The following is a 20,673-nucleotide window of genomic DNA, read 5'->3' on the forward strand; positions in this document are numbered from 1 at the left end:
TAACCTTCGCGCTTCAACTACGAAACTCGATTAACGAAATTGGAACTGCTGCAGACAGAAGTAAGAATCTGAAGGTTTCGGCTCGCAAATTTCCTGTTTGCGCAGCAAATGATACAGATGAATCCAAAGCACAAAACAGAAGAATTCCATGTTCGTATGTTTCAGTTTTTAATTTTGAATATTTTACCAATAAAAAATACCTTTCAGTTTCAGAAGGTATTTTTTATTCGGAAAATATTTAAATCTCAGAAGATTTTCGTCACTGAAGTTCGATAAATTTTCAAAATGAAATTTGACACTGCTTCTACAATTTCACCAATCGAATTCGTCATCAATGAGAACTTCATCATCTTTCAAAACCTCAAAAATTTCTGTTCTTCCTTTGGAACTGTCTTTATACTGAGGAGCGATATGATCTTTTTTCATTCCACAGAAAGTAACTGTTAAGTCTGCTTTTCCCCACAGAGCATTCTTTTCGCCACCAGCAGCACGTTCTTCGTGCTGGTATTGCTTAATGGAAGATTCATCAAATTCTCAGAATTTCAGAATTTTACATAATCTAGATTTTCTCTAAAAAACTGCGGTTTATCAGAGATTTATTTTTCCTTCATAGCACTGTTGATTCAAAATCAATACTTCAGATTCGATATTGCATCTGATCAAAATCTGGTGTTAAAACGATCACAAAATTATAAGCTCTTTGATCCCCTAAAAGTCGCAGGAAACAGCGCTCATTAAACTTTACAAACTCTTTTGCAAGCCTTATTTTATTGGTGTTCTCATCTATATACCGGTCGATGAAAACATCACCCGGGATACCGGAAATATGCTCTTCTACCAAAGTGTTTTCAAAAACTAAAAAATTAATCCGATTGGGCGACAGAATGTCTACTATTTCGAGTCCGTCAATTCTCGGAAGCATCCGCTTTTTTAGACATAAAAATCAATCATCATTATCATTCTATTCGTTTTTAATTTTAATTCTAAAAGGATGCGAATTTCCGAAAAGTCAGATTAGTCAATTCTATCTACAAATAAGTGATCCGTACTTTCGTTAGCGCCGTCGGAAGTCAAGCGGGAATTATATTTCTTTAAATTGGTGTCAGATCTCCAGACGTTTCATGCAGTCCATAAATCACACCTTCCATAAAGTATCATTTTCATCTGTTCTCTAAAAATCGGATAATTATCAACGTAACGGAGCAGGTCATCATCAACAATCGATCATTTGAAAATCGCGAATCATAAGTTTTTATATCTGTAAAAGTTGCGAATTTATGTCCGGATACACTTTTTCGTTTTACGTTTTGAAATTTTGATATCTTTTTCTGATTGAGATTTCATTATTCATCTTTAATATTTAAAAATACAATATTCTAATTTAAAGATTTAAAATTACTAATTTTTTGTCACAGAATATCCAGAATTTTGAATGGCTTTCATAGCAATATTATCATCGTTCTCACTTCCGCCGCCGCCAGAAACGCTCGATGCCCCCGAGCTAAGTCGCCATCTTTCCAAACTCAGAACTCCACCACCAAGTCATCATCATTCAGGTGAAAGTATCTCAATTTTTTGCGTCTATACTATCAGACCGCATTTTTCATACAGAATAAAACTTCAGTTTTGAGTACAAAACTGAAGTCTATACTTGTTCTACATGCTTCCGTATTTGTGTTGGCTAACTTATCTCCTTTTAATAAAATTAAAGTTCGCTCGAAAATCTAAAACTACAATCGAAACTTTTTATTTAATTTTTCTGCTTCTTCAATTTCCCGATTTGCTAATTTTGAAGCACCTTTCTGTGTCAAGAATTAAAACTTTTTTCAGAGTTCTGCGCAGATTTAGCAAATCCTATACTGAAGAGTATAAAAATTAAAAATACAGTGTTTAAGGAATATTCCATTAAATCTAGATTTTCATCACGAGCACTTTGCTAAATTCGCGCCCCTAAATTCTTTTAACTTTATGATTATTCCAAAATCCATTATCGAAAATTACCATGAGCACTTTTGACTTATCTACAAAAAGTTGGGTGTTAAATTTCAAGTGGAAAATTTGCACCATGTCTAATTTGGCTTGAAAGGAAAATGGCGGATCCCATTTTGATACTCGAATGAAATAAGTATTTTTATTGTTTTTTTAGATTTAATTTTGAAGCACGAACGAACCAGGTTGAGTCACCGTAATCTGCTACACGTTTTACCCAGCCGCTGTCGCCCGGAAATTATGTTTTCCCAGAGTTTATATCTTCTTTTTCAGAAATTAATTTTAATCCGTACGTTACTGCGTCATCACTGGCACTTTTAAAATCGGACGTTCTGTATGTCCCAAGAATCAAAATGCCAGCGTCTGCAGACCAACTCACTCATTAGAAAACCATTTTTCGAGCATGAATTTTTCCAAACCTCTACATCGAAATAAATATCCCACGATTATTAAAACAACACGGTCTTTGTGATTATTTCCCGACGCCATTTTTGAAGTAGTATTCAATATCAGTGAAGTTTTTTTTTCTTCGATTTTTTAAAAGTGATTTTCTCATTTGAATGTAGACATCACCGGAAGCAAAACCCGAATTTTTCTGCATTCCACGGCGTTCTTTTATAGCGTCCGTCACATTAAAATATTCTATTGGAACTGCCCAAACTTTTAATGATACTTTTTCAGAAATTAAAGGGATTTCAACCTTTAAATCAATTCACTTTGATCACCTTTCCCAAAATCATCATCCCATATACTGAAAGTTCTGTAAACTCAGGAATGTTGCGTCTGTAAAATCAGGAACTGGATTAGCGTTCGGTACCAAAGATCATTAGTTGAATGACTGACCCAATCTGTTGGCTCTCTGAATAGCATCGCAAAAAAGAGAGAAAAGTAGCAGAAAAATTCCAGAAGCGGAAGAAATTTTAACCATAAAATTTTTTTACAAATCTAATTTATTTATTTATGAAATTTTATATTAAAAAATTATATAAATAAAAATATTAATATAAAATTCTTAAATTTATTTTATTGCAGAGATAATTTTTTATCAGGTATTTTAGGATGATAACTATTATGAAAATGAAAAAAATATTAAAAAGAAAAAGTGAATTTTAGCAATGTTAATGTTAAATCCAAAATGAATAGTTATCCCATTTTTAAATAATTCCAGGCGGCAACAAAAATACCCGCTGTTTCCGTGCGCAAACGTTGATTGCCAAGTGAAATCGCTTTGATGTTTTTTGCTGCTAAAAGTTCAATTTCTTTGTCAGAAAAATCACCTTCCGGACCAATTAAAAAAGTATAATTTTCTAAGTAATTGATTTCATTTAAATTTATCCGCTCTAAATTTTCATTGCAATGCGCCACGAAAGTCTTTGTGGAATCAATATTTTGTAAAAACGCTGAAAGTTTTATAATTTCATTAATTTTCGGAAAATGAAATCTCAAACTCTGTTTACTTGCCGCAATAGCTTTTTTCTGAATTTTATCGATGCTCAAATGTTTGCGTTCCGTTTTTTCAGTTTGCAGAAAAGTAATTTCTGAAATACCCATTTCTGTGGCTTTTTCCACAAAAAATTCGATACGTTCTAAGTTTTTTGTTGGTGCAATGGCAATGTGAAGTTTCGGTAAAAAATCGGGTAGGTTTTCTTTAATATTTAAAACGTCTAAACTTGCTTTTTTACCTTCTAAAACTAAATTTCCTTGTGCTAAATTTCCTTTTCCATCCGTTAAGAAGATTTCTTCACCAGATTTCATACGCAATACTTTCAGAATGTGCGCCTGTTCATCTTCGTTAATTTTAACTTCCGGAAAAATGTCACCAAAAAATAATTTCATAGTTTAAATTTCGTATCGTGAAGTGGCAACTGCCGTAATATCAGTAAATTCACCACGTTCAAATTTTAATTTTGCCACCATTGCAATCATTGCGGCGTTATCCGTAGTATATTCAAATTTAGGAATGTAAGATTTCCAATTTAGTTTTTCTTCATTTTTTTTCAAAGCTTCACGTAAACCGGAGTTTGCAGAAACACCACCGGCGATCGCAACTTCATTTATATTTAAATCTTTTGCGGCTTTTTCTAATTTGTTCATTAAAATTTCAACGATGGCTTTTTGCACCGATGCGCACAAATCATTCAAATTTTCTTTAACAAAATTCGGATTTTCTTTTTCCTGTTTTTGAACAAAATAAAGTACCGACGTTTTTATGCCACTAAAAGAATAGTCGTAATTGTCAATTTTAGGCTTATTAAATTTAAATTTATTTTCATCACCTAATTTTGCTAATTTATCCACAATCGGTCCCGCCGGATAATCCAAATCAAATATTTTACCGATTTTATCAAATGCTTCGCCCGCAGCATCATCAGAAGTTTTGCCGATAATTTTCATGTCAAAATAATCATTAACTAAAACAATCATTGTGTGACCGCCGCTTACCGTTAAACATAAAAAAGGAAATTTGGGTGGACGTGGATTTGCATCATCAATAAAATGTGCTAAAATATGGGCTTGCAAATGGTTGACTTCAATCAACGGAACATCCAGACTCATCGCTAACGATTTAGCAAAAGAAGTTCCCACTAAGAGCGAACCCAAAAGTCCCGGACCGCGTGTAAAACCAATAGCAGAAATATCTTTTTGTTGTATATTTGCTACAGTCAGACTTTTTTGTACAACAGGGATTATGTTTTGCAGATGCGCTCTGGAAGCCAATTCTGGAACAACGCCTCCATATTCAATATGTACTTTTTGCGAGGCTGCAACGTTGGATAGTATAGTATGATTTTTGATAACTGCTGCAGAAGTATCATCACATGAAGATTCAATACCTAAAATAATTATGTCGCTCATATATGGCAAAGATAGAAAATAATAAAAATAACAACTCAAAAAAATCTGGCAAATCCCTCTCTGAGCAAGTGGGTGATAAGGTGTCTGATATTGAGAATAATGTTGTAAAAACCGTTGGCGACGCCAAGCATTTACTAAAAGATGCGGTACAGCATCCTGTAGAAACAGCAAAAGAATTTGGAACGCAGGCTGTTCAGGATGTTACAAGTTATACTTGGTGGGCAAAATTGTTATTGATTTTATTTTGGTTGGTTTTAGGAATCGTTATTTTAGTTTTTGTAGCGATTAATTTACCGGTCACCAAAAGATATGTCGCAAATCAGGCAATACAGTTGCTTAATAATGATTTAAAAACAAAAATGACCACTCAAAAAGTAGATGTAAATTTATTTGGAGATGTTCAAATCCACGGTCTAAAAATTCAGGATGACAAAGGTTTAGATTTTATAAAGGTTCGAGATCTTACTGCAAGTTCTGATTGGTTTTCCTTGATCGCAAATTCTAATGATATTAAATTCAGATCGGTTACGCTTTCAAATGCTGATATAAAAGTGGTCACTTATAAAGGAAATGATGTATCTAACTTTATAACTTACATAGACAAATTTTCTTCGAATAAAAAGAAAAAAAGTGGCTCTTTCCAACTTAACTCGCGGCTCTATATTTTGGATAGTAAAGTTTCAATCATCAATCAAAATCATGAAGGTGATGCCGGAAAATGGTTGATCGCAGATAACGTAAATCTTAAAGTGCCTACTTTAAAAGTGAATGGATCAAACGTAACTGCGCAAATAAATAATTTTTCGTTTAACACCAGACGCTACGGAAAAGTTAATAAAGTTGAAACTTTTTCCACTGATTTCTCTTTATCAGATAAAGCGTTAATTCTTAAAGATCTAACTTTTAATACTGATCACAGTTTGTTGATGGGTGATATTATTTTTAATCTGGATTCTAAAACTGGTTGGCAAGATTTTGAAAATAAAGTTGGTATAGATTTTAATCTTAAAAAAGGAAGTCAACTTTCCGGGTATGATTTAAGTTATTTCGTAACAAACTGGGATAATTATAAACCTTTTGCAGTTTCTGGAAAGATGAGCGGGCCTCTAAATAAGTTTTATTTAGAAAATTTTCAAGTTGGAAACAACCAAGTTGCTATAAATACAACTACTTTAAAAGCTACCAATCTGTTGAGAGGAAATTTCCAGATTGAAACAAATCATCTTTCAACGGACCTCACATACATTGACTTAAAAGCAATGCTACCTACTTTTATTTCAGAAAAAATGAAAAATTTCGCCGATGATTTTGGTAGAATAAATTATAAAGGCGCAGTTAAAGTGACGCCAAAAGAGATTTTTGTACCAACAGCAAATTTAATCACGGGTATCGGTCAGGCAAAAATCGATAATTTTTATTTAAGCGATTTTTCAACAGATTTACCCAAATTTAGGGGTTATGCAGAAATTACAGATTTAAATACATCAATAATTACCAAAGATCAGCAAGTTGGATTACTCTCGGGTAAATTTAATTTTAACGGTCAAAGTTTAGATGTGAATAAAATGATCTTGAAAACTAAATCGCAGATTTCTAAAGTTGAGATTTTAGGTAAAGAAATTAACAATATTTATTTGGATGGTATTTTAGATCATAAAACCTATAAAGGAATTGCTAATATTAATGACGAGCAAGCGAAAGCAGATATTAATGGTTTTTTTGATTTTAGTACAAAAAACTTAAAAGGTAATTTTTTAGCAGATATTTCAATTTTAAATCTTAGTTATTTTACGAACGGAACTACTGTGCAGAATTTAAGTGGAATTTTTGATGCAGATATTTCAATGACCAATCTTAATGATTTAATTCTAAATGCGAACTTAAAAAATGTTGATTTCGCAACTTCCACTCAAAAATTTAATATTCCAAACGGCGATTTCAAAACTTATTTTGAAAATGGTTTAAGGATTGTCAGTGTTAATGCACCCGGCGCTGTGGACGGGGAGATTTCCGGGAGATTTAATTTAGGTGATTTAGTGGGAATGATTCAGAATGGATTTAATAAAATTCTCGCTGGAAATTCAATTCAAAAATCATTTAATGGCCAGGATTTTAAGTTTAATTTCAATATTTTACAGCCGATAATAAGCTATTTTGAACCAAATATTAATATTCCTGACGGATTAAAAATAGATGGTTCTTTTATTGGAAATTCTAATGATCTAATACTAAATGCCGACGCTTTAAAGTTGAAATATCTCATGACAAAAACTGAGGAAATTTCTGCTGCGGATAAAGCTTTAGCGTTAGCAAATCCATCTTATAAAATCCAAACTACGGCATTAGTCACGAAAGATTCTGCGATGGTAGATGATGTTTCAATCAGGATAAATACAGCGAATTTAGACGGGCAGATTGCTGCAAAAATTGGTAGGATAAAATACAAAAATAATATTTTAAAGGACGTTTCTTTAAAAGGTAAAAATGATAACGATAAAATTTTACACCTTACCGCAAATTTTAAACTAGGAAGTCCCGAGGAAGAAGTCGATGGAAAACTGAATAATTACGCGATAAATCTTAACCAAACAACCAATGTCGAAGGTGATTATGTAATAAGATTTGAACCAACGGAAATTAAATTAAATCAGGTTGTTTGGAAAATTGATGCAACTGCAGAACAAAATGAATCTATCACTTACCGTAAAAAAACCAAAGATTTTCTAATACAAAATTTTAGAATTTATTCCGATGAGAGCGAGTTGTTTTTGAAAAATGCATTGTTTAAATCTGCAAAAGATTTTACAGCTGCGGGAGTCGTAAAAAACTTTCAACTCTCTAAAATTTTGGCGTTTTCAAAATCTGACAATAGCATTGATTTAACAGGAATTGCAAATGGTACTTTTCAGCTTGAAATGGATAAAAGTAATTTAAAGCCTATCATTGATTTCAATGTTGAAAATATCGTTTTAAATGGTAAAAAAATGGGCAATATTGTAATAGAAGCAAAAAATAGCGACAGCCCAAATATATTTAATGTGTCCGCAAAAGTATTGTCGTCGGATACTTTTGGAAATAATGCCTTAAATCTTACCGGCACAATTAATAATAATACAAAATCTCCTAGTTTAAATTTGGTTGCTGCGATGGATCAATTTGATCTTTCTTTTACGCAGGAATTTGTAAAAACTGTTTTTGGGAATGTGCGTGGTAAAGCTTCAGGAAATCTCAATATCTCTGGAACATTATCAGACGTCGATTACAGCGGAGATATCGCATTGAAGAAATTTGGATTAAAATTACTTTTTACGGGTGTAGATTATTCCTTTGATGACACGGTTATTCCGCTCACGAAAGGTTTAGCAGTACTCAATGATATTGGTGTAAAAGATGGTAGGACTAATTCTAAAGGAAGTATTTCTGGCGCAGTTCAGTTTCAAACTTTGGCATCTTTGGGTGTCAATCTTGTAATGAGAGCGGATAACTTATTACTTCTGGACACTCAGCAGAAGGATTTTGATTTATTTTGGGGTCGTGTTTATGGCAAAGGTGATTTATTCGTCGATGGACCTGTTTCTGCTCTCAATATCTCAACGCCAAACATGAAAGCTTTAAATAATAGTATTTTTACCTTTAACAGTAACTCAACTGCAAATGTAGAAGAATATAATATGCTGCGATTTCTGGAACGAGACAAAAAAGGTGCTGTAAAAGTTCAAGACCGTAAAAAGTATGGCGCAAATATGAATCTGGATTTTACTTTGGATATAGATAAAGGAACCACGGTAAATGTTTTAGTAGGAGATAATATTGGTGATATTAGTGTGAGAGGTGTTGCTAATAATTTGAAATTTAACCTAAGTAGAAATGGAAATCTTTCTATAAATGGTAAATATTTGGTTGAAAATGGCACGTACGTTTCAAAGGCATTTCTAAACAGAACATTCCAAATTGAGAAAAACAGCAGTATCGAATGGGATGGAAATGCGATAGCACCAGTTTTAGATATTAACGCAAATTACCTAAGAACTGTCACAAACGCAGGAGAATATTTGAGTGTTGGAACTTTACAACCAATAAATGTACTTCTTACCACAAAAATTTCCCGAACTTTAAATAATCCTAAAATAAATCTAGATGTAACTGCGCCAGATGTTTCCAGTCAAATTAAGGAAACTTTAGCAGCCAAAATGAGCCAGGAAGATGAAAAAGTTTTTCAGTTTGGATCAATTTTAATTTTAAACAGTTTTAACGTACAAAATTCTGGTGGTTTAAATATAAATGTCGGTAAAACTGCTGAAAATACAGGCTATGGTATTTTATTTAAACAATTAGGTTCAGTTTTAAACTCAATCAGTAACGAGTTTCAGGTAGATTTAAATTATATTCAGGGAGACCAGGGATCTAATAGTGGTGATCGGGCGAATGCGGGAGTTAGTATTATTTTATCACCACGTGTTACTTTAAAAACGGGTTTGGGGATTCCACTTTCAAAAAACAGCGAAGCAAATACCAATTATCTCTCGGGTGAAGGTATTGTAGAGTATGATTTTTCTAAAAAGAATGATGGCAGTAGAATTGTAAGATTTTATTCGAAACCCAGCAATATTGGACTTATTGGCGGAGGAAGTACAGGTAACCCTGGTGCAAACCAAAGTTACGGAGCTGGGGTCGTTTATAGCAAAAGCTTCAATACTATCTTTAAAAGAAAGAATAAAATAAAAAAAGGTCAGCTGCAAAAACTTGATATTAAAAAAGATTCTATTAAGATTGATTCATTAAAATAAAGAATACCAATCAAAATTGTAATTTTAGTTAAATATTGTTAATTTTTGTCTTAATTTTTTATTATTAATAATTTTTCATAAATTTGCAATAAAATATAGTAAAAACTATTTATTCTTTAAAATTAAAAAAAATTATGAATTACCAACTGGACGAAATAGATAAAAAAATATTAGATTTTTTAGTTGAAAATACAAGAATGCCATTTACTGAAATAGCGAAACAAATGGACGTTTCTGCGGGAACAATTCATGTGCGCGTAAAGAAAATGGAAGATGCGGGAATAATTTTAGGATCATCTTTAAATATAGATTACACAAAATTAAACTATCATTTTACAGCATTTATCGGTATTCTCTTAACTAAATCTAATAAAACACAAGATGTTCTTAGAAAACTTGGGGAGATTCCAAACGTTATAGAAACAAGTGTGATTTCCGGTAAATATAATATCTTTTGCAAGGTGAAAGCTAAAAATACTGAAAATGCAAAAGAAATTATCTATCAAATAGATGATATCGAAGATGTAATGAGAACTGAAAGTATGATTTCTATGGAAGAATACATCAGCGACAAGAACCGCTTGATAAAAGCGATTCATATATAATTGATTCTCTGAATTTAAATAAAACTTTTGAATTAGGTTTCAAAAGTTTTTTTTATTTTTTATAATATGGATAATTACTTTGATAATGAACCAAAAAAAACGGCAACGTTTTATGTTGCTTTAGGATCTCTTGCGCTTTTTACATTGATGGGACTTGGTATTGATGGCGATGAATTCTTACAGCGTAACACTTTGCATATTCCGGTTTGGTATTTTTTTATCATCTTCTTGGTGGATGCATTGTCCCTTTTTTCTATTTTAGGTATTGCTTTTTTTAGAAAATTTGCTATCTTTTCATTTCCTCTTTTTGTAGCTATGCATTTTTATTTACATCAGTTTTATTTGGACACCTTTTTATATACTGATGTGACAAATTTATTTCTTTATGTGGGCGTCGGATTATTGGTGATAATTCCTAAATGGAATTATTTTAAGTAATTAGTTGTGATTTAAATTTATATTCTTGTTAAGATATATGGAAGAAAGATTCTTGATTTTTAACCATATTTACCGTGAATTTTCTAAATAAACGTTGGTGACCGCACAAAATTACCTAAAATTTATAATTTTTTAAAATACTAGGTATACGTTTCCATGTGTTGATATTAGAAAATAAATTACACGCGTTCTCATAAAAATAACTTCTATAATGACCAAACTGCAAATAAGAAAAGATGGTATGGAATTTTTTGTTTAATATTCTATATCTCGTTTTTATCTAATTTTTTTAAGCTTTTCATTCAGTTAGTTCCTATAAAAAAACTCTGCTCTAATAATTTAGAACAGAGTTTTATATAATGAAATTACAATCTACACAGTCTCTATAATTCGTTTTACCGCTTTTACAACCGCTTCAGAATCAATTCCATATTTATGCATTAGTTGTTCCGGCGTTGCAGATTCTCCAAAAGTATCATTAACTGCAACAAACTCCTGTAAAGTTGGATGATTTTTCGCAAGCATTCCCGCAATAGATTCTCCTAAACCGCCAAGGTAATTATGTTCTTCACAAGTCACAATTTTACCAGTTTTCTTTACGGATTTTAAAATAATATCATTGTCTAAAGGCTTGATCGTATGAATATTGATGACTTCACAAGAAATCCCTTGTTTTTCTAATTCTTCTGCTGCAACTAAAGATTCCCAAACTAAATGTCCCGTTGCAACAATTGTTACATCTGTTCCTTCTTGTAAAAGAATTCCTTTTCCGATTTCAAACGGCATGTCTTCCGGCATAAAAACAGGAACTACCGGACGACCAAATCTTAAATAAACCGGTCCTTCTAAATCTGCAATTGCTAATGTTGCGGCTTTGGTTTGGTTATAATCACAGGTATTGATAACCGTCATTCCTGGAAGCATTTTCATCATTCCGATGTCTTCTAAGACCTGATGCGTTGCGCCATCTTCACCCAAAGTTAAACCTGCGTGAGAAGCGCAAATTTTTACATTCTTATTTGAGTAAGCAATGGACTGTCGGATCTGGTCATAAACTCGAGAAGTAGAAAAATTGGCGAAAGTTCCTGTAAAAGGAATTTTTCCGCTAATGGTTAATCCTGCAGCAATGCACATCATATTTGCTTCAGCAATCCCAACCTGGATAAATCTTTCGGGTGCTTTTTCAATAAATTTCTCCATTTTTAGAGAACCGATTAAATCTGCACAAAGTGCAACTACATTGGGATTTTTGTCAGCCAGTTCGGCTAAACCTGCACCAAAACCACTTCTTGTATCTTTTTTTTCTGTGTATGTAAATTTCATAATTTTTTGAATTTCTCGAATTTTAACGAATTATTCGAATTTAAAAGTTTATTTCTTTTTATGAATCAGTTGCAGCCCGACTTTAGTGAAAATCCTTTTTGCTTGACAAAATCTTTCGATTTATAGAAGACCTTTCCAGGCAAAAAGATTGGGAACGGAAGGCGGAAATTGCTGCCCAAATAATTCTAATAATCTGTTTTTTCTTCTAATTCTAATTGACCTAAAGCATTTTCTAACTGATCTGCATTTGGTGCTTTTCCGTGCCATGCGTGAGAGCCAATCATATAATCTACACCGGAACCCATTTCTGTATGTAATAAAATCACGACTGGTTTTCCGTTGCCAGTTTCACTTTTTGCTTTATTTAAAATACCAATCACGGCTTCTAAATCATTGCCGTTTTTCTCTTCTAAAACCAACCAACCAAAGGCTTCTAACTTGGCGTGTAAATCACCTAAACTAACAATATCGTCGGTGTCGCCGTCTATTTGGCGACCGTTGTAATCGATTGTAGCAATTAAATTGTCCACTTTTTTGGCAGAAGCGAACATAAAGGCTTCCCAGTTGGAACCTTCCTGCAATTCGCCATCACCTTGCATGGTGTAAACTAAACTTTTATCACCGTCCATTTTTTTACCTAAAGCCGCGCCAATCGCCACAGAAAGTCCTTGTCCAAGAGAGCCAGACGCAATCCGAATTCCCGGCAAACCTTCGTGTGTGGTAGGATGGCCTTGCAAACGAGAATTTAATTTTCTAAAAGTTGCTAATTCTGAAACCTCAAAAAATCCAAATCTTGCTAAAGTAGAGTAGAAGACGGGTGAAATATGTCCGTTGGAAAGGAAAAATAAATCTTCGTTTTTTCCGGCCATTGTAAACGGTAATTCATAATGCATCACCTTGCCATAAAGCGCTGTAAAAAATTCTGTGCAACCCAAACTTCCGCCTGGATGTCCCGAGTTTACCGCATTTACCATGCGCAGAATATCTCTTCTAATCTGCGTTGCGGTTTTTTTTAATTCTTCAATTGAGTGACTCATTGTTATTAATTATTAAGTTGCCCAAAAGTAAGAAATTTGAGTGGTTTTAAAAAATTGGAAACATTTGAATTTATGAAACAAATTAAGTTAAAGGTTCACAGTAAGTTTTATTAACAACTCTGTCTCTGAATTTCTTTTTATCATTAAAATTTCTAGAAATATTTTGAACTATTTCTGTGTAGTTATCAGAACCATCCTTTTTTAAGTGATAAAATGGTTTTACAGATTTGCAATTTTCGTGTTCAAAAATTGTGTTTAGCATTGTTCTATCTGAAATACCACAAGAATGCCCGAAAATAAAAACTTGATAGTCTTCAGAATTAATAAATTCTAAAAGTTTTTTGTAATTGTCTGTTTGTAAGTAAGCGATTGATTTGAAATTTTCCAAATATCTATTGTCGTTTAGATCTTCAAACTCCTGATATTTTTTATCTACGTCGTCACCAAAACCAAAAATAATGGGATTATTTTCATCATTTAATTTTCCATGGATAAAATTAAATGTTGGCAATTTATCTGTCCCATTATTCCAATTGTATCTGAACTCAAAATATTTGATGGGTGTATCAGTATAATTAAAATTTAGTAAAGTTATTTTAGCAGGAATCAAATTAAAAACTTCAGCATAACTAAAAGAGTTCTCTTTTTCAATAATTAAATCTTTTAGATTTTCAAATTTATTTTTACTACTAGATAATCTAGAATGAATGACTTTTTCTTCAATTTCATCATTTTCAAATATTTCATTTAAATCAACTTCATTTTCCTCTAACGCTTTTAAATTTGATGATCTCTGTACAAGTTCATTATTTACTTTGTCAGCGATACTTTCAGAACTAAAATCATTTAAACTAAAATTTTTATAAATTGACTGACAAATCTTTTCTTCAACTTTGATAGTTTTATCAATTTCTTTAAGATATTTTACCAGTAAACTTTTTACTTCTATAAAATCTTCGTTTAAGTCATTAATTTCATATTTCTCAAATCTTCCTATTGAATTGATTGGATTTTTAATTTTGTAAAGTTGCTTGTAATATTCATTTTCAATATCTACCCAATTTTGTAAACCTCTTTGGTCTGAAATGTCTTTCAAAAATTTGTTTTTAATAATAAAAGAAACTTGAAAATTACGATTACGGTCATTTACATTTTGAATAAAATTTTTGAAATCAACATGTTTTTGAATATTATTTAAGGGAGTAATAAGATAAATATTATCAATTTTAATAAAGTCATTTTCAAAAGTTGCGGAGAGGTTATTATAAGATTGAACTTCCTCCATCTGTTTCCGCCAAAAATCATCAATGAAATCGTGATAACTTGTTTTTAAACCGTGCGCCAGATCAAAACCATTTCCTACTAAAATTAATCTATTCATCAAATTATGTTTCTATAAAAATAAAAAAATCGATTGATACTTCAATCGATTTAAATTATTTAATTTATCCAATTTTAAATTTATCTTTCTCCCGAATCAGCCATAAGCCAATAAAAGTCAACAACCCATTAATAATAATGAGTTCTACGCCAATTTTATAAGTGCTGTTTTGAGTGACGAAATAATTGATTAAATAAGTTAAAACCGGTGCTAAGATCGTAATAGCAAGAATTCCGTATTTTTTGTTAATTTTAAATTTTGTTAAAATTCCGAAAGAGAAAAGTCCTAAAAGTGGTCCGTATGTATAGCCAGCAACTTCCATGAGAAGATAGACAATGGATTTGTCATTAATGGCTTTGAAAATCATAATCAATACGAAAAATACTACGGCGAAAATTAAATGAATTCTTATTCTCAGCTGTTTCTTTTGCTTTTCTGTTCGCGTAACATCTTCATTTAAATTGAACAAATCAACACATGTTGAGCTCGTCACTGCCGTCAAAGCACCATCAGCAGACGGAAAAAGTGCAGAAATTAAACCAATGATAAATATAACGGCGATAAAAATGGGAAAGTAACCTTGAAGTGAAAGCGCTGGAAACAAATCATCGCCCATCATATTGGTAATATTTCCTGCAGCATCTTTAAAACCGAAAACATTTCCTGATTTTCCTGAAATTACATCTACGATTTGACCATATTCTGCACCATTACTTTGAGCAAAAAGATAGAGTAAACCGCCTAAAAATAAGAAAGCAAAATTTACCAAAAGCAAGGTTCCGGCAAAAGTGAGCATGTTTTTTTTAGAATTGTGAAGATTGTCCACCGAAATATTTTTTTGCATCATTTCTTGATCCAAACCTGTCATTGCAATCGTGATGAACATTCCGCCTAAAATGGTTTTCACAAAATAAGTTTTAGAATGAAAATCGGTATTAACAATATGAGTGTAATCTTTTTCTGCTAAAATATGATACGCTTGCCCCGCAGATAGATTGAGATGTGTCAAAATATAAGTGATGCATGCAAGTAAACTTAAAAGCATAAATGACGTTTGTAAAGTGTCCGTTATTACAATTGTTTTCACACCGCCTTTGTAAGTGTACAATAAAACCATAATTAATATAATGGCAGACGTTGCCCAAAAAGGAACGCTTAAACCTGATAAAAGGAAAATTTGAAGTACATTCACCACCAAAAATAATCTTGCCGTTGCACCAATCGACCGGGAAATAATAAAAAATAACGAGCCAATTTTGTGTGCTTCCACATTAAATCTTCTACCTAAATAAGTGTAAATAGACGTCAGATTCATTTTGTAATAGAGTGGAAGTAATACAAATGCCACAATAAAATAACCGATGAAAAAGCCAATCACGAGCATATAATATTCAAACCCACCGAATTTATAGGCGCCGTCTGTCATTTTGCCAACAGTTCCAGGCACGGAAATAAACGTGACGCCGCTCAAACTCGTTCCAATCATACCAAAAGCCACGAGCCACCATTTGCTTTTTCTGTTCCCAATAAAAAAGGACTGATTATCCGCATTTCTACTGGTATAAAAAGAAATAACCAAAAGCCCGACAAAATAAATGAAGACGAATGACAGCAAAAGAGTAACAGTACTCATATTTTTTTTAATTAATTTTTCACAAATATAGTTTTTAAAATTATTTAAAAAAAAACCTTCCAAAATTCTTGAAAGGCTTATTATTTAATTAAAAATTTTACATGGAATCTCCACCAAATAAAGGCTTCACATCTTTTAGACTTCGTAAAACGTAGCCTTTCCATCGTATTAATTCATAAGTTCCGTCAGTCCATGTGAAATTTCCTTCCGTACCTTTGCGTTCAAGAATCAAACTGTTTTTTGCATTTGGTAAAAATAATTCTGCTTTAGATTGATCTTTATTAAAAATAAGATATGAATTTTCAGTCGAAAGTTCTGTTAAAGATTTTAAAGTAATTGCACTGTCCAATATAGGAATATTTCTATTTTTTATAGTAGAAAATTTTTGTAAAGGTAGTACGTTCGCAGAATCCATGATGTGCGCCATTGGGCTAACCATGATGTCGGTATTAGTGTCCGCAGTTTTTAATTCAGATTTTACAGCTTCCTTCTTTTCACATGATTGCAGAGCGAAAATTTCAAATGAAAGCAATAAAAAGGCATATTTTATTTTCATAATTTTTTATTTTAATAACTATTACTACTGAAAATATCACTCAAAAATCCATCTTTTTCTAAAACTGCATGTGCATAACTGCAGCTGGCAATTATTTTCTTGTTGTTTTTTCGAGCGTATTCTACGGCTGCTTTTACTAATTGTTTACCTATGCCTTTTCCACCGAATTTTTCATCCACTTCGGTATGAAAGATGTTAAAAGTAGTGTGATTTTTCCATTGATACTTTAACATTCCAGCAGCTTGATTTTCAAAAGTTGCAATGAATTCACCAAAATTCTCATTATTATTTTGCGTAATTTCTACCATAAATTTTAATTAATTAATTAATTAATTTTTCCACCCGGTTATCCCGAATGAATCTGATCATCGCAACCGTAAAAAATAAAAGTAAGAAAAATTATAGGATAAAAAAAAGAAATTCCAATGGCCAAAAAATAAAAACTTGTAAAAACTTTTTCTTTAGTATCATTTCTTATCAATTTTGCTAAGGCAGAATCCGGTAATTAACTTTTTAATGCAATGCACTTTAAAACATTAAAGTAAGCAGTGCAAATTAAAAATACGAGTTTTCAATTTTTAATATAATAAAAAAGGGGTGAAGTTTTAAGTTGAAAACTTAATATAATCTTTCGCTTTTTTTATACAGATAATTATTTAATTTTTATTTGTAAAATTAATCGCTAACCCTAAATTATTTTTATTCAGATTCTGCTAATGCGATTTCAAATTATCACCATCCCGAAAATGTAAACGCCGGAAGACAAAACCCGAGAGAAAAGTTAAAATTCCGATTGTTAGAAAAGTATTTCTAAAAGCATCATGAATATGAACAGGTGACATATTTTGATAAAATCTTAAAACTGCCAAACCAATCGCAATTCCAAAACCAATTGCAATCTGTTGGTTTACTGACAGAAGGGAGTTTCCGCTGCTGGTCTGATCATTTCTCAAATCTGCAATAGCAATCGTATTCATCGCTGTAAAATGAATAGAATTAAAGAATCCAATTACCGCTAAAAGTGGAATAAACCAATAGATAGAAGTGTTAATATCTGGAATTCCCATGCATAAAATCAAGATACCGATAATAAATGTATTGTACATCAAGGTTTTTCGATAGCCGAAATAATTTAAAATTGAGATGACTGCAGATTTCCCAAACATTGCCGTTAAGGCCATCGGCGCGATAATCCAACCTGAAACGACGGCAGATTGTCCGTACGCAATTTGAATCATAAACGGAATTAAAAGTGGGATGGAACTGATGCCTAATCGACATGCTAGATTTCCTAAAATCCCAACACGAAAGGTTCTTACGAGGAATAAATTTAAAGGAAAAATAACATCTGCAGTTTTTTTCGCATATCTATAATAATAATAAAGCAGTAAAAATCCCACGAAAAAGATCATCAAAATAAAACTGAGATTCTTTGTTTGTCCCATCAATTCTAAAGAAATGGAAAGCAGAAGCGCGGCTGAGGCAAAAATTAAAAATCCTTTATAATCAAAATGGGTAACTTTTGCCAGGTAATTTGGCATAAATTTTAAACCTAAAATTATTCCTAAAAGTCCGATTGGTAGATTAATGATAAAGATCCAGTGCCAACTGAGATAATCTACCAAATAACCCCCGACTAAAGGTCCCAAGACAGGTCCAATTAAAGCGGGAATCGTGGCAAAATTCATTGCCTTTAGAAGTTCAGATTTATCAAAAGCTTTTAACAAAGCCAATTTTCCAACTGGTGTCATTAAAGCGCCGCCCAAACCCTGAATAATTCGGGAAATAACCAATTGATTTAAATCCTGAGAAAGTGCGCAAAATAATGAACCAATACTAAATAAAACGAGTGATAAAATAAAGATTTTTCTGGTTCCAAATTTATCTGATAAAAAGCCGCTAACTGGCATAAACAAAGCCAATGTCAGAACATAACTGATAATTGCGTTCTGCATATTAAGCGGAGATTCTTTAAAATCTGAAGCAATTGCAGGTAATGCTGTATTAAGAACCGTAGAATCTAACATCTGCATAAAAAAAGCAGTTGCCAGTATCCATGGCAAATATTTTTTAACGTTAGGATCAAGGTTAGATTTTATCATCATGCAAAATTAAGATTTTTGTAATAATTGAGCCAATTTTTTAGTAGATAAACAAATTGTTTTTAATAGAGGAAACAAAAAACCTGCTTTTTATAAAACAGGTTTATTTTAAAATATATTAAATAATTACTAATTATTTATGCTTTGTAAGACTCATCATGTACATTTACAGAGCGTCCACTCGGATCGTTTGCATTTTTAAACGCTTCATCCCATTCCAACGCAATTGGTGTGGAACAAGCCACAGAAGGAACGGAAGGAACAGTTGCCGCCGCCGTTTCACTAGGAAAATGCTCTTCAAAAATAGTTCGGTATCTGTATTCTTCTTTATTCTGAGGCGTATTTAAAGGGAAACGGAATTTTGCATTTTTAAACATTTCATCGTTCACTTCATTTTCTGCGACTTCTTTTAAAGAATCAATCCATGAATAACCAACGCCGTCTGAAAATTGTTCTTTTTGTCGCCACGTAATGCTTTCAGGTAAAAGGTCTTCAAAGGCTTTTCTCAAAAGCCATTTTTCCATTTTACCTTCCGCTTTGCTGATCATTTTGTCTTTAGGATTTACGTTCATTGCAACATCCATAAATTCTTTATCTAAAAACGGAACGCGGCCTTCAATTCCCCAACTCATTAAAGATTTATTAGCACGAAGACAATCATACAAATGTAATTTTCCTAATTTCCTTACCGTTTCTTCATGAAAAGCACGAGGATTTGGGGCTTTGTGAAAATACAAATAACCGCCAAAAATTTCGTCTGCACCTTCCCCAGAAAGTACCATTTTAATCCCCATAGATTTAATTACTCTTGCCAATAAATACATCGGCGTAGAAGCACGAATGGTTGTAACATCGTAAGTTTCCAAATAATAAACAACATCTTTTACGGCATCTAAACCTTCCTGAACCGTGAAGTGAACTTCATGGTGAACTGAACCAATATGATCCGCTGCTTTTTGTGCGGCAATTAGATCTGGGGAACCTTCCAAACCAACTGCAAAACTGTGCAATCTTGGATACCACGCTTCTTGCGTATCGCCACTTTCAATTCTGTTTCTTGCGTATTTTGCAGTCACTGCGGCAATAATTGAAGAATCTAAACCGCCCGAAAGTAGAACGCCATAAGGAACATCGCTCATTAATTGTCGGTGAACGGCATCTTCCAATGATTTTCTAATGGCTGAAATATCTGTCACATTATCTTTTACATTGTCGTAATTATCCCAATCTTTTTTGTACCATTGTTGCAATTCAAAACCGTCTTCGCTATAAAGTAAATGTCCAGGTAAAAAAGTTTCAATAGTTTTGCAAACGCCTTCTAACGCTTTCAATTCTGAAGCTACAAAATAATTTCCGTTTTTATCCCAACCTTGGTAAAGCGGGCAAATTCCCATATGATCTCTTCCAATTAAGAAAACATCTTTTTCAATATCATAAATTGCGAATGCGAAAATTCCGTTTAATTTATCTAAAAAGTCTTTGCCATCCCTCTTATACAATGCCAAAATAACTTCACAATCCGATTCGGTTAAAAACTCGTAATCTGGGAATTCTTTTCGTAATTCTAAATGGTTATAAATCTCGCCATTTACGGCTAAAACAATATTTCCGTCTTTTGTAAATAAAGGTTGTTTCCCTGAAGTTGGATCGACGATTGCCAATCTTTCATGGGAAAAAATAGTTTTTTTATTTTGAAAAATCCCGCTCCAGTCCGGGCCGCGGTGTCTGATTTTCTTCGACATTTCTAAAACCTGTGGTCTTAGCGTTTCAGTTTTTTGCTTTGCATCAAACAGGCATACAATTCCGCACATATATTTTAGTTCTTTATTTCTATTAATTTTAATTTTTTTGTAAACCCAAATAAAAAATGTAATTCTAAGATAGATCAGAAAATAGTTCTGAAATTTTTTAGTAGTTTGAATACTAAAATAAAGCTTCTTTTTAGCCCTGATTGAAACGGCATCCC

The 20,673-nt window shown here is 32.4% G+C and carries 18 protein-coding genes; 4 read left to right on the forward strand and 14 right to left on the reverse strand.

Translation table 11 applies throughout. The features are described 5' to 3' along the window. Nucleotides 1-242 (forward strand): hypothetical protein (locus tag ACVBED_RS03430; RefSeq protein WP_473094497.1); only part of this gene is annotated, 242 nt, incomplete at its 5' end. Between the two features lie 395 nt (nt 243-637). Here the strand turns inward: ACVBED_RS03430 and ACVBED_RS03435 are convergent. The 6 genes from ACVBED_RS03435 to tsaD all read right to left on the reverse strand — a co-directional run bounded on the left by ACVBED_RS03435 (nt 638) and on the right by tsaD (nt 4,845). Then, the gene (locus tag ACVBED_RS03435) at nt 638-922 is read right to left on the reverse strand and encodes a hypothetical protein (protein WP_473094498.1); all 285 of its coding nucleotides are present in this window, start codon (nt 920-922) and stop codon (nt 638-640) included. A 476-nt stretch (nt 923-1,398) separates the two neighbouring features. Further along, complete coding sequence (locus ACVBED_RS03440) at nt 1,399-1,521, reverse strand: hypothetical protein (protein ID WP_473094499.1); 123 nt, start codon at nt 1,519-1,521, stop codon at nt 1,399-1,401. A gap of 706 nt (nt 1,522-2,227) precedes the next feature. Continuing rightward, entirely contained in the window at nt 2,228-2,368 is a 141-nt protein-coding gene (locus ACVBED_RS03445) for a hypothetical protein (protein ID WP_473094500.1), read from the reverse strand. Nucleotides 2,369-2,461: 93 nt separating this feature from the next. After that, on the reverse strand, nt 2,462-2,620 hold the full coding sequence (locus tag ACVBED_RS03450) for a hypothetical protein (protein WP_473094501.1): 159 nt from the start codon (nt 2,618-2,620) through the stop codon (nt 2,462-2,464). Between the two features lie 512 nt (nt 2,621-3,132). After that, nucleotides 3,133-3,825, reverse strand: coding sequence for an RsmE family RNA methyltransferase (locus tag ACVBED_RS03455; protein ID WP_473094502.1), 693 nt, complete (start codon nt 3,823-3,825; stop codon nt 3,133-3,135). A 3-nt stretch (nt 3,826-3,828) separates the two neighbouring features. After that, a complete protein-coding gene (gene tsaD, locus ACVBED_RS03460; protein ID WP_447119495.1) occupies nt 3,829-4,845 on the reverse strand; it encodes a tRNA (adenosine(37)-N6)-threonylcarbamoyltransferase complex transferase subunit TsaD in 1,017 nt (338 codons plus the stop codon). A 2-nt stretch (nt 4,846-4,847) separates the two neighbouring features. Between tsaD and ACVBED_RS03465 the strand changes: the two genes are divergently transcribed. From ACVBED_RS03465 to ACVBED_RS03475, 3 genes are all read left to right on the forward strand, one after another. Continuing rightward, nucleotides 4,848-9,632 carry a translocation/assembly module TamB domain-containing protein gene (locus ACVBED_RS03465; RefSeq protein ID WP_447119497.1) on the forward strand — a complete coding sequence of 1,595 codons (4,785 nt, stop codon included), beginning with the start codon at nt 4,848-4,850 and terminating at the stop codon, nt 9,630-9,632. 134 nt (nt 9,633-9,766) lie between these two features. Further along, nucleotides 9,767-10,237: an Lrp/AsnC family transcriptional regulator gene (locus ACVBED_RS03470; RefSeq protein ID WP_090079020.1), complete on the forward strand. Its 471-nt coding sequence runs from the start codon at nt 9,767-9,769 to the stop codon at nt 10,235-10,237. A gap of 66 nt (nt 10,238-10,303) precedes the next feature. Further along, nucleotides 10,304-10,675, forward strand: coding sequence for a hypothetical protein (locus ACVBED_RS03475; protein WP_447119499.1), 372 nt, complete (start codon nt 10,304-10,306; stop codon nt 10,673-10,675). Nucleotides 10,676-11,047: 372 nt separating this feature from the next. On the opposite strand, the gene ACVBED_RS03480 is transcribed toward ACVBED_RS03475, so the two are convergent. The 8 genes from ACVBED_RS03480 to asnB form a co-directional block, all read right to left on the reverse strand. Next, a complete protein-coding gene (locus ACVBED_RS03480; RefSeq protein ID WP_447119501.1) occupies nt 11,048-11,998 on the reverse strand; it encodes a transketolase family protein in 951 nt (316 codons plus the stop codon). A gap of 185 nt (nt 11,999-12,183) precedes the next feature. Beyond that, nucleotides 12,184-13,035: a transketolase gene (locus tag ACVBED_RS03485; RefSeq protein WP_447119502.1), complete on the reverse strand. Its 852-nt coding sequence runs from the start codon at nt 13,033-13,035 to the stop codon at nt 12,184-12,186. A gap of 82 nt (nt 13,036-13,117) precedes the next feature. Beyond that, nucleotides 13,118-14,416 carry an AbiH family protein gene (locus ACVBED_RS03490; protein ID WP_473094503.1) on the reverse strand — a complete coding sequence of 433 codons (1,299 nt, stop codon included), beginning with the start codon at nt 14,414-14,416 and terminating at the stop codon, nt 13,118-13,120. Nucleotides 14,417-14,480: 64 nt separating this feature from the next. Next, entirely contained in the window at nt 14,481-16,049 is a 1,569-nt protein-coding gene (locus tag ACVBED_RS03495) for a sodium:solute symporter (RefSeq protein WP_473094504.1), read from the reverse strand. A 97-nt stretch (nt 16,050-16,146) separates the two neighbouring features. Then, entirely contained in the window at nt 16,147-16,605 is a 459-nt protein-coding gene (locus ACVBED_RS03500; RefSeq protein ID WP_447119508.1) for a hypothetical protein, read from the reverse strand. Between the two features lie 11 nt (nt 16,606-16,616). Further along, a complete protein-coding gene (locus ACVBED_RS03505; RefSeq protein WP_447119510.1) occupies nt 16,617-16,913 on the reverse strand; it encodes a GNAT family N-acetyltransferase in 297 nt (98 codons plus the stop codon). Between the two features lie 405 nt (nt 16,914-17,318). Then, nucleotides 17,319-18,707 (reverse strand): MFS transporter, encoded by a 1,389-nt coding sequence (locus ACVBED_RS03510; protein WP_473094505.1) that lies wholly within the window; start codon nt 18,705-18,707, stop codon nt 17,319-17,321. Nucleotides 18,708-18,844: 137 nt separating this feature from the next. Beyond that, nucleotides 18,845-20,518, reverse strand: coding sequence for an asparagine synthase B (asnB, locus tag ACVBED_RS03515; RefSeq protein ID WP_473094506.1), 1,674 nt, complete (start codon nt 20,516-20,518; stop codon nt 18,845-18,847). Between the last annotated feature and the right edge of the window lie 155 nt (nt 20,519-20,673).

The organism is Halpernia sp. GG3 (genome assembly GCF_052976925.2).

Excerpts from the sequence above, each read along its gene's own strand:
- ACVBED_RS03435 (WP_473094498.1), bottom strand. The coding sequence starts at position 922 with ATGCTTCCGAGAATTGACGGACTCGAAATAGTAGACATTCTGTCGCCC.
- ACVBED_RS03455 (WP_473094502.1), bottom strand. The coding sequence starts at position 3,825 with ATGAAATTATTTTTTGGTGACATTTTTCCGGAAGTTAAAATTAACGAA.
- tsaD (WP_447119495.1), bottom strand. The coding sequence starts at position 4,845 with ATGAGCGACATAATTATTTTAGGTATTGAATCTTCATGTGATGATACT.
- ACVBED_RS03465 (WP_447119497.1), top strand. The coding sequence starts at position 4,848 with ATGGCAAAGATAGAAAATAATAAAAATAACAACTCAAAAAAATCTGGC.
- ACVBED_RS03470 (WP_090079020.1), top strand. The coding sequence starts at position 9,767 with ATGAATTACCAACTGGACGAAATAGATAAAAAAATATTAGATTTTTTA.
- ACVBED_RS03475 (WP_447119499.1), top strand. The coding sequence starts at position 10,304 with ATGGATAATTACTTTGATAATGAACCAAAAAAAACGGCAACGTTTTAT.
- ACVBED_RS03480 (WP_447119501.1), bottom strand. The coding sequence starts at position 11,998 with ATGAAATTTACATACACAGAAAAAAAAGATACAAGAAGTGGTTTTGGT.
- ACVBED_RS03485 (WP_447119502.1), bottom strand. The coding sequence starts at position 13,035 with ATGAGTCACTCAATTGAAGAATTAAAAAAAACCGCAACGCAGATTAGA.
- ACVBED_RS03490 (WP_473094503.1), bottom strand. The coding sequence starts at position 14,416 with ATGAATAGATTAATTTTAGTAGGAAATGGTTTTGATCTGGCGCACGGT.
- ACVBED_RS03495 (WP_473094504.1), bottom strand. The coding sequence starts at position 16,049 with ATGAGTACTGTTACTCTTTTGCTGTCATTCGTCTTCATTTATTTTGTC.
- ACVBED_RS03500 (WP_447119508.1), bottom strand. The coding sequence starts at position 16,605 with ATGAAAATAAAATATGCCTTTTTATTGCTTTCATTTGAAATTTTCGCT.
- ACVBED_RS03505 (WP_447119510.1), bottom strand. The coding sequence starts at position 16,913 with ATGGTAGAAATTACGCAAAATAATAATGAGAATTTTGGTGAATTCATT.
- ACVBED_RS03510 (WP_473094505.1), bottom strand. The coding sequence starts at position 18,707 with ATGATAAAATCTAACCTTGATCCTAACGTTAAAAAATATTTGCCATGG.
- asnB (WP_473094506.1), bottom strand. The coding sequence starts at position 20,518 with ATGTGCGGAATTGTATGCCTGTTTGATGCAAAGCAAAAAACTGAAACG.